The sequence below is a fragment of the Tsukamurella spumae genome (assembly GCF_012396015.1).
GTDB classification, from domain to species: Bacteria; Actinomycetota; Actinomycetes; order Mycobacteriales; family Mycobacteriaceae; genus Tsukamurella; species Tsukamurella spumae.
Genome location: NZ_JAAXOQ010000006.1, coordinates 140,263 through 154,791 on the forward strand (window position 1 = coordinate 140,263; position 14,529 = coordinate 154,791).

Annotated in this window: 10 protein-coding genes and 1 tRNA gene; 4 read left to right on the top strand and 7 right to left on the bottom strand. The window is 69.9% G+C overall.

The features are described from left to right. The first annotated feature begins 114 nt into the window (after nucleotides 1-114). A complete protein-coding gene (gene topA / locus HF999_RS06455; protein ID WP_168545072.1) occupies nucleotides 115-3,054 on the top strand; it encodes a type I DNA topoisomerase in 2,940 nt (979 codons plus the stop codon). Between the two features lie 7 nt (nucleotides 3,055-3,061). On the opposite strand, the gene HF999_RS06460 is transcribed toward topA, so the two are convergent. After that, nucleotides 3,062-4,591 (bottom strand): adenylate/guanylate cyclase domain-containing protein, encoded by a 1,530-nt coding sequence (locus HF999_RS06460; protein ID WP_312854045.1) that lies wholly within the window; start codon nucleotides 4,589-4,591, stop codon nucleotides 3,062-3,064. 63 nt (nucleotides 4,592-4,654) lie between these two features. Between HF999_RS06460 and HF999_RS06465 the strand changes: the two genes are divergently transcribed. After that, complete coding sequence (locus HF999_RS06465) at nucleotides 4,655-5,875, top strand: DNA polymerase III subunit delta' (protein WP_168545073.1); 1,221 nt, start codon at nucleotides 4,655-4,657, stop codon at nucleotides 5,873-5,875. A gap of 12 nt (nucleotides 5,876-5,887) precedes the next feature. Here HF999_RS06465 and HF999_RS22445 read toward each other — a convergent pair whose 3' ends face one another. The 3 genes from HF999_RS22445 to HF999_RS06480 all read right to left on the bottom strand — a co-directional run bounded on the left by HF999_RS22445 (nucleotide 5,888) and on the right by HF999_RS06480 (nucleotide 10,458). After that, entirely contained in the window at nucleotides 5,888-7,519 is a 1,632-nt protein-coding gene (locus HF999_RS22445; protein WP_246207378.1) for a serine/threonine-protein kinase, read from the bottom strand. Nucleotides 7,520-7,601: 82 nt separating this feature from the next. Next, on the bottom strand, nucleotides 7,602-9,095 hold the full coding sequence (locus HF999_RS06475) for a flavin-containing monooxygenase (RefSeq protein WP_168545074.1): 1,494 nt from the start codon (nucleotides 9,093-9,095) through the stop codon (nucleotides 7,602-7,604). Nucleotides 9,096-9,213: 118 nt separating this feature from the next. After that, the gene (locus HF999_RS06480) at nucleotides 9,214-10,458 is read right to left on the bottom strand and encodes a PucR family transcriptional regulator (protein ID WP_168545075.1); all 1,245 of its coding nucleotides are present in this window, start codon (nucleotides 10,456-10,458) and stop codon (nucleotides 9,214-9,216) included. A 42-nt stretch (nucleotides 10,459-10,500) separates the two neighbouring features. On the opposite strand from HF999_RS06480, the gene HF999_RS06485 reads away from it, so the two are divergent. Beyond that, complete coding sequence (locus tag HF999_RS06485; RefSeq protein ID WP_312854046.1) at nucleotides 10,501-11,466, top strand: arsenic resistance protein; 966 nt, start codon at nucleotides 10,501-10,503, stop codon at nucleotides 11,464-11,466. Nucleotides 11,467-11,483: 17 nt separating this feature from the next. Here the strand turns inward: HF999_RS06485 and HF999_RS06490 are convergent, their stop codons facing one another. Then, nucleotides 11,484-12,158, bottom strand: coding sequence for a helix-turn-helix transcriptional regulator (locus tag HF999_RS06490; protein WP_246207379.1), 675 nt, complete (start codon nucleotides 12,156-12,158; stop codon nucleotides 11,484-11,486). Between the two features lie 184 nt (nucleotides 12,159-12,342). Here HF999_RS06490 and HF999_RS06495 point away from each other — a divergent pair, with 184 nt between their 5' ends. Further along, the gene (locus tag HF999_RS06495; protein WP_246207381.1) at nucleotides 12,343-13,068 is read left to right on the top strand and encodes a siderophore-interacting protein; all 726 of its coding nucleotides are present in this window, start codon (nucleotides 12,343-12,345) and stop codon (nucleotides 13,066-13,068) included. Between the two features lie 181 nt (nucleotides 13,069-13,249). Here HF999_RS06495 and HF999_RS06500 read toward each other — a convergent pair. After that, nucleotides 13,250-13,322, bottom strand: a tRNA-Thr gene (locus tag HF999_RS06500). A gap of 146 nt (nucleotides 13,323-13,468) precedes the next feature. Then, a complete protein-coding gene (locus HF999_RS06505) occupies nucleotides 13,469-14,461 on the bottom strand; it encodes an ABC transporter substrate-binding protein (RefSeq protein ID WP_168545076.1) in 993 nt (330 codons plus the stop codon). Nucleotides 14,462-14,529 lie beyond the last annotated feature (68 nt).

Here is a 14,529-nt window from a genome sequence, read left to right on the forward strand (position 1 = left end):
AAGGTGGGGCGCAAGGTGCGGCAGAATACGTACCGGAGTGACCGCGGCGTCGTAGGTGGCGCGAGGGGTATTTGGTGGTGACGCAGGTGCCACCGGAACGGATCAGGAGGGCCCATGGCGGCACGCGGGAAGGCAGCAGGCGGCGACGGTTTGCAGCGTCTGGTCATCGTGGAGTCCCCGGCCAAGGGCAAGAAGATCGGCGACTTCCTGGGGCCGAACTACACGGTGCGGGCGTCGATGGGCCACATCCGCGACCTCCCGAGCCGGGACAACCCCCTCCCCGAGGCCGACCAGGGCAAGCCCTGGGCCCGTCTCGGCGTCGACGTGGACCACGACTTCGAGGCCCACTACGTCACCTCCGCGAGCAAGCGTTCCACCGTCTCCGAGCTGAAGTCGCTGCTCAAGCAGGCCGACGAGCTCTACCTCGCGACAGACGGTGACCGCGAGGGCGAGGCCATCGCGTGGCACCTGCAGGAGGTGCTCAAGCCGAAGGTGCCCGTCAAGCGGATGGTCTTCCACGAGATCACCCAGCAGGCGATCCTCGCCGCCGCGCAGGAGCCGCGCGAGCTCGACATGAACCTCGTCGACGCGCAGGAGACCCGCCGCATCCTCGACCGTCTCTACGGCTACGAGGTCAGCCCCGTGCTGTGGCGCAAGGTCAACCAGGGTCTCTCCGCCGGTCGCGTGCAGTCCGTCGCGACCCGCATCATCGTCGACCGGGAGCGCGAGCGCATCGCCTTCCGCACCGCCGGCTACTGGGACATCGCCGCGCAGCTCGACGCCGGCGCCAAGGCGACGCCGCGCACCTTCGGCGCGCGCCTGGTCACCGTCGACGGCGACCGCGTCGCCACGGGCCGCGACTTCGACGCCACGGGGCAGCTCCGCAAGCCCGCCGGGATCACCGTGCTCGACGGTGCCCGGGCGAACGCCCTGGTGACGAGCCTGCAGGGCGCCAGCCTGACGGTGACCTCGGTCGAGGAGAAGCCCTACACGCGCAAGCCCTACGCGCCCTTCATGACCTCGACGCTGCAGCAGGAGGCGGGCCGAAAGCTGCGGTTCACCACCGACCGCACCATGCAGATCGCGCAGCGCCTCTACGAGGGCGGCTACATCACCTACATGCGTACCGACTCGACCACGCTGTCCGAGACCGCGATCACCGCGGCCCGGGACCAGGCGCGGCAGCTGTACGGGCCCGAGTTCGTGCACCCCACGCCGCGGCAGTACACGCGCAAGGTGAAGAACGCACAGGAGGCGCACGAGGCGATCCGCCCCGCCGGAGAGACCTTCCAGACGCCGGGCGCGCTGGCGTCCGTGCTGAACTCGGACGAGTTCCGGCTCTACGAGCTGATCTGGCAGCGCACCGTCGCCTCGCAGATGGCCGACGTCAAGGGCACCACCCTGAGCCTGCGCATCGGCGGCACCGCCGCGTCGGGCGAGAACTGCGAGTTCGCCGCGTCGGGTCGCACGATCACCTTCCCCGGTTTCCTCTCGGCCTATGTCGAGACCGTCGACGATCAGGCGGGAGGCGAGGCCGACGACGCCGAGTCGCGCCTGCCGCAGCTGGTCACCGGGCAGGCCATCACGGCCGCCGAGCTGACCGCCGCCGACCACGTCACCAGCCCGCCCGCGCGCTTCACCGAGGCCTCCCTGGTGAAGACGCTCGAGGAACTGGGCATCGGCCGACCGTCGACCTACGCGTCGATCATCAAGACCATCCAGGACCGCGGCTATGTCGTGAAGAAGGGCAACGCCCTCGTCCCGCAGTGGGTCGCCTTCGCCGTGATCGGCTTGCTCGAGGGCCACTTCGGCGGCCTCGTCGACTACAACTTCACGGCCTCGATGGAGGACGACCTCGACGAGATCGCGGGCGGCCGCGAGGGGCGCGTCGACTGGCTCACCCGGTTCTACTTCGGCTCCGACCTGGTCGAGTCGAACGGTACCGAGCGCGTCTCGCCCGGGCTGAAGAACCTCGTCGCCGAGAACCTCGACGCGATCGACGCCCGCGAGATCAACTCGATCCCGCTCTACACCGACACCGACGGGAACGTCGTCTACGTGCGGGTGGGCCGGTACGGCCCGTACCTCGAGCGCACCGTCGCACCGGCCGACGGTGCCGGGGAACCGACGGTCCAGCGCGCCAACATCCTGGCGTCCATGACGCCCGACGAGCTCACCGAGGAGGTCGCGGAGAAGCTGTTCGCGACCCCGCAGGACGGCCGCCCGCTGGGCGTGGACCCGGCCACCGGTCACGAGATCGTCGCCAAGGAGGGCCGGTTCGGCCCGTACGTCACCGAGCTGCTGCCGGCGCCCGAAGAGGTCGCCGCGGACGCCGAGGAGCTCGACGAGACGGGCGCCGCCAAGGCGAAGCCGAGGTCGCGGAAGAAGAAGGTCGAGGGCCCGAAGCCGCGGACCGGCTCGCTGCTCAAGACCATGGACATCGAGACCGTGACGCTCGAGGATGCGCTGCGGCTGCTGTCGCTGCCCCGCGTCGTCGGCGTCGATCCCGAGTCCAAGGAGGAGATCACCGCCCAGAACGGCCGCTACGGGCCGTACCTGAAGAAGGGCACCGACTCCCGCTCACTGGCCACCGAGGATCAGATGTTCACGGTGACCCTCGAGGAGGCGCTCAAGCTGTACGCGGAGCCCAAGCGCCGGGGTCGCGGCGCGGCCGCCGCGCCGCCGCTGCGCGAGCTGGGCAACGACCCCGTCTCCGGGACCGCGATGGTGATCAAGGACGGCCGGTTCGGCCCGTACGTCACCGACGGCGAGACCAACGCCTCCCTCCGCAAGGGGGATGAGGTCGCGACGATCACCGACGAGCGCGCCTCCGAGCTGCTCGCGGACCGTCGCGCTCGTGGTCCGGTGAAGAAGAAGGCCACCAAGAAGGCGGCGGCGAAGAAGGCCCCGGCCAAGAAGGCGGCCGCCAAGAAGACTGCGGCGAAGAAGACGGTGGCCAAGAAGACCACGGCGGCGAAGAAGACCGTGGCGAAGAAGGCCGGTGCGGCGAAGGCGAGCGCGGCGAAGGCGACGACGCCCGACGACGCGATCTGAGCGGCGCTCAGTCCTCGACGGGGCGCGCCAGCTGCGTGAGCTGGCCGCGCCCCCGCAGTTCGATGGCCTCGCCGAGCACCCACAGGGCCTGCTCGGCGGGCGTCGCGGCCTCCACGGCCCGGCCCGCGGCGAGCAGCGACGAGGGCTCCGACTTCGCGATCTCCGTGATCCGGGCGGCCTCGTTGACCGGGTCGCCGATCACCGTGTACTCGAACCGGGCGCGTGCGCCGATGTGACCCGCGACCACCTGACCGGCGGAGACGCCGATCCCGAAGCCCGTCCCACCGAGGACGTCGCTGAGCTGGATCCGCATCTCCCGGGACGCCGCCAGTGCGGCGCCCGCGGCATCCGGGTGCGGTAGCGGGGCGCCGAAGATCGCCAGTGCGGCGTCGCCCTGGAACTTGTTGACGAAGCCGCCGTGCAGGTCGACGAGGTCCACGACCACCTTGAAGAAGTCGTTGAGCAGGTCCACGACCGCCGCGGGTTCCTCGGTGACGGCGAGCTTCGTGGAGCCCACCAGGTCGACGAACAGGACGCCCACCTCCTGGATCTCGCCGCCGAGGTGCGTGCCGTGCTCGAGCGCCTGCCGGGCGACGTCCTCGCCCACGTACCGGCCGAACATGTCGCGCATCCGCTGCCGCTCGGCGAGGTCGTGCACCATGTCGTTGAACCCCGCCTGCAGCAGGCCCAGCTCGCTGGAGTCGTAGATCTTCACCGACGCGGTGAAGTCCCCGCCCCGTACCCTGCGTTGCGCGCGGAACAGGTCGCTGATCGGATCGCCGATCGACTTCGCCGCGCGGACGGTGCCGAGCAGCCCCGCGGCCAGGGCCACGACCGACAGCAACAGCACGGGATTGACGACGGTGCTCGCGTCCGGGTCGATCACGCCGGTCTCCTGGGAGACGACGACCATGATGATGCCCACGATCGGGGTCGCGGTGCCCAGCACCCAACTCAGCAGGATGCGCGTGGTCACGGACAGTCCCGCCGTGCCCTGCGGCTCCTGGGCCAGCGCCGCGACGGTGATGGGCCGCAGCACCCGCTCCGTCTGCATGTAGCTCAGCGCACACGTGGTGATCGCGCCCAGCAGCACCGTCATCGCGATGACGATCGGGATGCCGTGCGAGGTGTTGAAGTTGATGGCGACGAACATCGCGCCACCCACGAGCCACAGCACGGCCTGCAGGAGCGCCATGCGGCCGGGGATCGCGAGCGCGCGACGGGAGATCTCCGGATCGTGCGGCGCGCTGCGGCGATGCCAGCGCAGCACCGGCACCACGAGCCAGAGGCCCACGACCATGCCGACGGCCGTCGCGAGCACCAGGTAGGTGATGAACACCAGCAGGTTGACCCCGCTGATCTGCTGCAACTGCACCGACTGCTGGACCGGCAGTGCGAATCGCAGGAAACCGAACACGAAGACGGCGCCCAGGATGTTCGACCGCAGGATGTCCAGCGCGAAGATCGGCCACGGCGTCTTGGCGAGCCACCGCGCCAGTCGCAGTGCGCGACTGAGTCTGCTCTTCGGTGCTGCCACCGCTCCAACTTAGCCTGCGCTGTGTGATCGAGGGAGGACCAGCCGGATGGCTAAGCTGTGGGGGTGAGCTCAGTGTTCGATCGCCTGGTGGGGCAGGAAGCGGTGGTGGTCGGACTCCGGGCCGCCGCGACGGCCGCGCGGGAGGTCGTCGCGAGCGGGGGTACGGTCGCGGACCTCGCCGGGTCGGCGATGACACACGCGTGGCTGTTCACGGGGCCGCCCGGGTCCGGGCGATCCGTCGCGGCGCGCGCGCTCGCGGCGGCGCTGCAGTGCGAGGACGTGGCCGAGCCGGGGTGCGGACGCTGCCGCGCCTGCACGACGGTGCTGGCCGGGACCCATGCCGACGTGCGATCCATCGCGCCGGACGGGCTGTCCATCGCGGTCAAGCAGATGCGCGAGGTGGTTGCCGACGCGTCGCGGCGGCCCTCCGTCGGGCACTGGCAGATCGTGCTCATCGAGGACGCCGACCGTCTGACGGAGCAGGCCGGCAACGCGCTGTTGAAGATGGTCGAGGAGCCCCCGGGGCAGACGATCGTGCTGCTCTGCGCGCCCACCGTCGACCCCGAGGACATCTCCGTCACCCTGAAGTCCCGCTGCCGGCACGTGCCGCTCGTCACCCCCTCGGCGTCCGCGATCGCCGCGGTGCTCGAGCGCGACGGCATCGACCCCGAGCGCGCCGCGTGGGCCGCCGGGGTGTCCGGCGGCCATGTCGGTCGGGCCAAGCGCCTCGCGACGGACCCCGAAGCGCAGAAGCAGCGCAAACAGGCGCTCGGACTGGCCCGTGCCGCCACCTCGGAGGGCGTGTACGGCGTCGTCGAGCAACTCCTGCGCGACGCGGAGAGCGCCGCCAAGGAGATCAACGCCGATCTCAACGAGCGGGAGACCGAGGACCTGAAGACGGCGCTCGGCGCGGGCGGCAGCGGCCGGGGCACCGCGGGCGTGATGCGTGGCTCAGCGGGCCAGCTCAAGGACCTCGAGAAGCGGCAGAAGGCCCGCGGCACCCGTGCGGTCCGGGATGCGCTCGACCGCGCGCTCATCGACCTCGCGGCCCTGTTCCGCGACGCGTTGGTGCAGGGCACGGGCGCGCAGGTGACCCTCATGCATCCCGACGAGGCCGAGCAGACCCGGCGCCTGGCCGGCTTCGCCCGGCCCGAGGGGCTGCTGCGGTGCGTCGAGTCGATCCTCGAATGCCGGGAGGCGATCGACCTCAACGTCAAGCCGGTCGTCGCACTCGACGCGATGGCCGCCGGCGTCTCCTCGGCGCTGCGCGAGCACCGCCGCTGAGCGGCCGCCCCGCTACTTGCCGCGGAGCCTGACCTGCGCCAGGGTCGTCGACCACTGGCCGTTGTCGACCTTCACCAGCCCGGTGATCCACACGAGCACGTACCTGCTCGACGGTGCGCCGCTCGCCGAGAAGGTCGTGTCGCCGTCCGCGAGGGTTCCGTCCCAGACCTTGGTCGTCGCATCCACCGACCCCGGCGACGCCGAGTCGGCGATCCGGATCTCCACCGTCGACCCCGCGCTCGGCGAGGTGATGGTGCCGCCCGTGATCGATACCGCCTTGTCCAGCGTGATGAGCAGGCCGGTGCCCTGCTTGAGGCCGCCGAAGCCCGGCCCCGAGAAGTAGTAGTCCGTGCGCCACGAGGGCTTGTCGCCCGTGAGCACGTTGTCGGCGCTCGACGACTTCTCCGCGCCGCCCTGGAAGTAGACCTGCTTCACGGAGGAGGCGGTCACCGTCGAACCGCCCCCGCCGGACCCGCTCCCGGGGCGGTCCACCACGTAGAACACGCCGGCTGCCAGCGCGACGATCACCACGGCCACCAGCGCGGCGACCGCGCGGCCCCACTTGCGGGGCTTGGCGGGTGCGGGCGTGAGCGGCTCCTGCTGCCGGGCCGAGGCGGCGAGCTGCTCGGCGCGGGTGGGTGCGGGCTGGGCCGCGGTGTGCGGCCCCGGGTACTCGCCGGTCGGAACGTACTGCCCCGTCGACGGTCCCGGGTACGGCGCGGTGCCGGGACCGGCGTAGGCGCCGGTCTGGGCGGGCACCGGCTGCCCGGCCGTACCTGCCGGCACCCGCTGCGGTGCGGTCCCGGACGGCGCGGACGGAACCTCCCCGCGGAGCCCGGCGACGAACTCGGCGCAGGTGGCGTACCGGTCCTCGGGGCGCTTGGCGAGGGCCTTGCGGAAGACGGCGTCGAGATGGCTCGGCAGCGCGGTGTTGCGGGTGGTGATCTTCGGTGCGGGCTGGTTCAGGTGCGCGGCGATGACGGCCGCGGGGGAGTCCCCAGGGAACGGCGGTGCGCCCGTGAGCAGCTCGAACACCGTGCAGCCGAGGGAGTAGAGGTCGGCCCGGTTGTCGAGGTTCTTGTTGTCGAAGGCCTCCGGCGACATGTAGGACATGGTGCCGACCGTGATGCCGGTCGAGGTGACACCGACGGCCTCTCCGGCGGCTTTCGCGATGCCGAAGTCGGCGAGCTTGACCTGCGGCGCACCGTCGGCGTCGAAGGCCACGAGGATGTTGGCGGGCTTGACATCGCGGTGGGTGATCCGGGCCTGCCGGTAGGCGTAGTCCAGGGCCGCCCCGGCACCGTCGGCGATGTCGATGGCGAGCGGCAGGGGCATCGGCCCGCGCTGGGCGAGCATCTGCGCGGTGTCCGGCCCGGCGACGTACTCCATCGTGATCCAGAGCCGGCCGTCGACCTCGCCGCGGTCGTAGAGGTGGATGATGTTGCGGTGGTTGAGCTGGGCGAGGACATACGCCTCGCGCTCGAACCGCGCCTTGTACTGCGGGTTGCTGCTCACGGACGTGTGCAGCAGCTTGAGGGCGTCCTGCCGGGGGAGGCGCGGATGCTGGACGAGGTACACCTCGCCCATGCCGCCGCCGCCGAGTTTGCGGACCACGCGATATCCCGCGACCTGCTGCTCGTCCATCCACTCCCCTACAACGCGACCGCCCGTCGACCGCACCGAGTCAACGGTAGCGGTAGACGGGCGGGAACGGGATCGTCCCAGGTCAGACGGTGACCTTGGCGCGGCTGCTGGAGCTCAGCCGCAGGCCCGACTCCTCGCCGAAGGAGAGCTCCTTGCTCAGGCGCTTGGCGTCCTCGAAGTAGCTCATGGACATGCGCCAGTCGTCGGCCTCGCCCTGGCGGGGCAGCTCGCTCAGCGCGCGCTGGACGTAGCCGGCCTCGAAGTCGAGGGCGGGGCGGGTCGGCATGTCGGGGTCGGCGACCGCGACGGCGGTGTCGAGGCCCTTCGAGTCCATCTCCGTGATCAGCTTGGTGATGTACTTCCACAGCATCCCGACTTTGAGCGTCCACGACGAGTTCGTGTAGCCGATGGCGAGGGCGGCGTTCGGGACGCCCGAGAGCATCGCGCCGCGGTGGATGACGGCGTTCGGAACGTCGACATCGCGGCCGTCGACCGACAGGGTCACCCCGCCCAGCAGCTTCAGCTTCAGGCCGGTCGCGGTGACGATGATGTCGGCGTCGAGGTGCTCGCCGCCGGCCAGCTCGATGCCGGTCTCGTCGAAGGTGGCGATCTTGTCGGTCGCGACGGCGGCGTCGCCGCTGCGGATGGCCTTGAACAGGTCCCCGTCGGGAACGGCGCACAGACGCTGGTCCCACGGGTTGTACGGCGGGTTGAAGTGCACGTCCACCGGGTAGCCCTCGGGCAGTCGCTTGGCATTCTCGTTGCGGATGATCTTGCGGGCGAGGTCGGGGAAGCGCTGCGCGAAGACGTACACGCCGCGCTGTTGCCAGATGAAGCGCTTGCGTGAGAGCTCGTGGCCGATCTTGTGGCCGAAGGCGCGGTGGAACAGATTCGTCAGCGGGTCCTGCTTCGGGACCGGCATGATGTAGGTCGGCGTGCGCTGCAGCATCGTCACGTGCGCGGCGCGCTTGTCGCCCGTGAGCAGCGACGGGACCAGGGTCACCGCGGTCGCGCCGGAGCCGATCACGACGACCTTCTTGCCGGTGTAGTCCAGGTCCTCCGGCCAGAACTGCGGGTGGACGATCTGCCCCTGGAAGGTGTCTCGGCCGGCGAACTCGGGGGTGAAGCCCTCGTCGTAGTCGTAGTAGCCGGTGCCCGCGAGGATCCAGCCCGCGGTCAGCACGCGCCGCTCGCCGGCGTGATCGATCTGCAGCGTCCAGCGGCCGTCCTCGCTCGACCAATCGGCGGAAACCACCTTGTGGTCGTAGCGGACCTTGTCGAGGAGGTCGTTCTCCTCCATGGTCTCGTGCAGGTAGTCGAGGATCTTGTGCGCGTCGGCGATCGAGTCCTTCGACTCCCACGGCTTGAACTCGTAGCCGAAGGTGTGCAGATCCGAGTCGGAGCGGATGCCGGGGTACTTGAACAGGTCCCAGGTGCCGCCGAAGGTCGACCGGCCCTCGAGGATCGCGAAGGACTTCGACGGCAGCTCGGTGGTGATGTAGTGCCCGGCGCCGATGCCGGAGATGCCGGCGCCGATCACGATGATGTCGAGGTGTTCGGGGGTGGTGCTCGTCATGCGTGTTGCTCCTGGTCCGAGGGCTCCGTGATAGAACCGATGACTCACTCTCTCGCTCGGCGGCCCCTCGCAGCCAGCACAGATTGCACCGGGTTGTCCCGCCGGTTGGTGCAGATCGTCACGCCGGGCCGTCGGGGCCGAGCCAGCGCAGCACGTCCAGCGCCACGGCCACGCCCGTCGGGTTGTCCGCCAGCGGGCGGGGAAGCAGCTCGTCCGCCCTGGCCAGGCGCCGGATCACCGTGTTTCGGTGGGCGTAGAGCCGCTCCGCGGTGCGGGAGGTGTTGAACTGTTCCTCGACGTACGCGGCCACGGTCTCGCGGGTCTCCTGGTCGGCGGTCAGGAGGTCGCCCAGGGTGTCCCGGACGAACTCGTCGGCCTTCCCGGTGTCGCTCGTGACCAGCGAGATCAGCGCGATGTCGTCGTATCCGGCCACTCGGCGACGGGTCCGCAAGCGGGTCATCACGCGCTGCGCCGTTGCCGCGTCCAGGTGGCTGCGGCGGAATCCCTCGAGGTCGTCGCCCGGCCGACCGATCGCGACGCGGACCTCGGGGTGGTCGGATAGTTCGCGGGCCAGGTCCGCGGAGTTCGGGACGACGGTGCCCGGGAGCCAGAGCCACAGCGCCGACGCGCTCGCGACGACGGTGAGCGGCCGGGTCACGTCGGCGTGCCGAGCGAGGGCGTGGGCGGCGGCGTCGAGGTCGCCGACGGTGCCGGTGGTCCAGATGACCGCGGCGGTGTGCGGGCCGGTGAGCCGGTAGCCCAGCTGTTGCTCGGCGCGCGACCGGGTGATCGGCGCGCCCTCGAGGATCAGCGAGACCGCAGCCAGACGGTCCGCGTTGGTCCCGGTCGTGAGCTGCTCGCGTTCGCCGGCCATCCGGATCGTGATGGCGTCGATGGTGTCGTCGACATAGGCCGACATCGACGCCCAGGTGATGGCGAGCAGTTCCCGCAGTTCGGCGGGGTCGTCGGTGAGTTCGAAGCAGACCTGCATCCACAGCGTCCACGCCGTGTTGAGCCCCTTGCGGTAGGTGTCGATCCCGTGCAGGTCGAGGCCCCGTCGGACCAGGTCCCGAGCGACGGCGAGAGCGTCCGCGGAGTCGATGTTCGGCGGCACCCGGCGGCCCGGGTGGGCGAGGTTGTGTGCCGCCCAGTGCAGCATCACCGCGGTGTCGGAGTTCCGCACCAGCTCAGCGAGTGTCGGATCGGCGGCGATCGGCGCGAGGATGACGCCGGACAGCGTCGCATCCTGCAGCGCGGTCACCCATTCGTCGGGGGCGTTGCTCGCGAACTCCGCGGCGCGGCGGATCAGATCCTTCACCCGGTCCGAGGGCTCGGGCCAGTTCTGTTCCGTCGGCGCACCCATGGTGGGAACCCTACTGACCGGCGGTTGAACTAGGGTGTGCGCGTGACGGGAATTCGGACACTGGTCGATCGGATGGAACAGCACCAGGTCGCGTTGTACCTCGCCGGGCTGGTTCTCGGAGCCGTCCTCGGCCTCGTCGTCCCGACGGTGGCGGGCCCCGCCGAGGCCGTCATCAACCCGGTGCTCGCGCTCCTGCTGTACGCCACCTTCCTCGGCATCCCGTTCGCGCGGATGGGGGAGGCGCTGCGGGACGTGCGCTTCCTCGGCACCGTGCTGGCGGTGAACTTCGTGGCGGCGCCGGTCGTGGCGCTGCTGCTGTCGCGGATCGTCGCGCACGACCGGGTGCTGCTCGTGGGCGTGCTGTTCGTGCTGCTCACGCCGTGCGTCGACTACGTGATCGTGTTCAGCGGCCTCGCGGGCGGTGCGAAGGACCGGCTGCTCGCGTCCGCGCCGCTGCTCATGCTGCTGCAGATGCTGCTGCTGCCGCTGTACCTGTGGCTGTTCGTCGGTGGGGATCTTGTGCGGACCGTCGAGTACGGGCCGTTCGCGGAGGCCTTCGTGTGGGTGATCGTGGTGCCGCTGCTGCTCGCGGGGGCGACGCAGTGGGCGGCGGACCGGACCCGATGGGGCGCGACGGTGGCGTCGGTCGTGGCGGGGTCGATGGTGCCGGTCATGGTGCTGACGTTGGCCGTCGTGGTGGCCTCGCAGATCGCGGGCGTGCGTGATCAGCTGGCGTCGCTGCTGCTCACGATCCCGGTGTACGTGCTGTTCGCGGCGGTGATGACACCCGTGGGCGCGGCAGCGGGCCGGCTCGCCGGGCTCGATGTGCCGAGCCGCCGCAGCGTGGTCTTCAGTGGTGTCACGCGGAACTCGCTGGTGATCCTGCCGCTGGTCCTCGCGCTGCCCGCCGCGTACGCTCTGGCGCCGCTGGTGGTGGTGACGCAGACCCTCGTCGAGCTGGTGGTCATGGTGCTCTTCGTCCGCCTGATCCCGCGGCTGATCCGCTAGTCGAGGTCGGCGGGTCGCTATCGCGACGTGATCGATGCGGCTCCCGGTCGCTTCACGTCCCGGTAGGTGCCGGGCGTGTGGCCGGTCACCCGCCTGAAGGCGGTGATGAACGCGCTGGTCTTGCGGTAGCCGACCGCGCGGGCGACAGTCCCGACCGGGGCGCCGCCGGCGAGCAGGCCGATGGCTGCATGGACGCGCGCATGGGTACGCCACTGACCGAAGGGCAAACCCGTCTCGGCGGCGAACAACCGGGACACGGTGCGCGGGCCGACGTGTACCTCGTCGGCCCATGCTTCGACGCCGCGGTCGTCGGCCGGGTCGGCGACGAGGTGTTCGGCGATCGGCCGGATCCGCGGATCGGTGGGCATGACGAGTCGAAGGTCATGCGACGGTGCGGGCCGGAGCAGTGTGAGCAGCAGGCTCTCGGCGGCCGGTCGTGTCGGATCGTCGTGCTCGGCCTGCTGCAGATGACCGATGAGCTCACGCAGCAGCGGACCGACGATCACGCCGGTCGGCTCCTGCCAGTCGACCGGGGAGCGATCGGCTGCGAAGACGAGTACGAATCCCTCACCCCGCCGCAGTATCTCGCCCGAGTGCTCGATGTTGCCCGGGATCCACAGGCCGTATCCCGGAGGCACCAGCCAATCGCGCCCGCCGGCCGTCACCATGGCCGTCGCCGTGGCCGTCCCCATGAGCAAATGCCTCGGGATGAGAGTGGGCGGCCGGTAGGTCCATCGCCGACGAGACCATCCCGTGCGCGATGCTCAGGATCGGCGAGGCGCCGCCGCCAATGGCCGTTTCGGGGTATTGATGGTCCACTATGCGCATTCGGGACACCTTAGCATTAGGTAAACCTAACTTCTAAGGGGATGATCAATGACCACCGCCCATACCGGTTCGCGATTCGATCTCGGGCGAATGCTGCTCAGCGGCGGCCACGTCACCGAAATCGAGCGCCTCACTCCGACCTCCACGCGCGTTCGGATGGAGGGGCCGAAACTCGTCGGCTACGAATGGAACGTCGGGGCCCACATTCGTGTGCGGATGTCATCGATCGTGACACTGCGGTGCTACAGCATCTGGGACAGCGACCCGGTGCAGGGGTGGCTCGACGTCGTCGTCCACGACCGGAAATCGCCCGACGGCCCGGGTCTCCAGTGGCTGAGAGCGGTGAAGGCGGGCGATTACGCGGTGTTCTTCCGCGATACGAGCGGACTGAAGATCCGGCCCGACGCCACCTGGCACCTGTTCGCTGGAGAGGAGACGGCGGCGCCCGGATTCGGCTCGCTGCTGCGCGCGATCGGCCCGAAGGTGCCGGTCGTCGGCGTCCACCAGGCGGACGCTGTCGGCGACCACATCGAACTACCGCGAGAACTGACGCGCGTCACGCGTGACGGTCGTTCCGCGGCCTCGAGCAACGACCTGGTCGATGCGGTCGCCGCCCTGGACCTACCTGACGCTGACGGTGGTGCTGCATACCTCGCGGGCGAGGCTCGAACGATCCAGATGGTGCGCACCTTCCTGGTGCGCGAGCGCGGCTGGAACCGGCGCAGCATCGTCACCAAACCGTTCTGGACACCGGGCAAGCGGGGGATGGACTGACGTTTCCTACAGTCGAGCCTCAGCCCCGCCGGGCCCCTATCCCGCCGTCACTACGGCGATCGCGCCGTCGTGGTATCGGACTCAAGGTGCCCTCGATGAGTTTTCGACCCGTATTCGTTCCGTAGAGGGTGCGGATACGACAGGGGCCAGGTCAGAAAGTGTATCTGACCTGGCCTGATTGAGCCGCCTGCGAGAATCGAACTCGCGACCTTTTCATTACGAGTGAAGCGCTCTACCGACTGAGCTAAGGCGGCGTGGTCCTGCACGGATGCTGGACCGAGGACCAAGTGTACTGACCGCCCCGTCGACCACCAAATGCACCGCTCAGCTGGGCCGTCGTGCCAGCATCTGCTCCCGCAGGATGTCTACGGAAGGTCGTCGAAGATCCCGACCGACCGGGCTACTTCCCCGAGATCCACGCCGGAACCACGGGCCCCGGCACGTCGAAGGCCTTCGCGATGTCGGCGAGGATGCGGTACGCGCCCTGCACGCTCACTGCGCTCATCCACTCGGAATCCTTGACCTCTGCGACCCGCGGTGCCAGCGGCGCCCACAGCGGGTTCTGGCGGAAGGTGTTCAGGGATTCGGATCCCTTGTTCCCGTTGGTGGTCACGAAGATCTTCGTGCCGTCCGCGGACGGAATCCGCTCGGCGCTGATCTCGGTCATGAAGTCGTCGATGTTCTGCGAGGCGGGTCGTGCGAGGCCCGCGTCCTGCAGCACGATGCCGGAGAAGGACTTCTTCGCGTACAGGCGGGTCGGGCCGTCGATGAAGCGCACCACGGAGATGGTGGTGTCCGGACCGGCCTTCGCCTTCACGGCGGAGCCCACCGCCCGGGCCTGCGCCTCGTACTCGGCGAGGCGCTGCTCGGCGAGCGTCTCCTTGCCGAGGGCCTTCGCGAGCAGCCGGATGTTGTCCTTCCACGTCGGGCCGGTGGTCTCGCTGAAGACCGTCGGCGCGATGCCGGAGAGCTGCGGATACTCCTTGCCGTGCCGCACCTTTGCGCTCACGATCAAGTCGGGCTTGGTGGCGATGACCTTCTCGAGCGACGGCGTCGCGAGCTTCCCGACGCTCACCGCCTCCGCGCCGTAATTCGTCGCGGACGCGCCGAGGTAGTCGGGCAGTGTGCTGCCGAGGGTGTTGTACTCCGTGAACGCGACGACCTTCGTGTCCAGCATCAGCGTCGCGTCGGTGAAGGAGGCGTCCAGGGCCGCCACGCGCTGGGGCTGGCTCGGGATGGTCGTCGTGCCCATCGCGTGTTCGACGGTCCGCGGGAATCCGCCGGCGGCCGCGCTGCTGCCGGCCGCCGTGTCCGACGGTGTGCCGCTGCCGCACGCGGTGAGCGCGCCGATCGTGAAGGCGGCGAGCGTCACGCGCGCCAGGGAGAGCTTCATGGGTCTTCGGTTCCTTCCGTCACGCGAGGATCGCGAGAGAGAAGGTTACGCTATCCTTATCGGCGCGG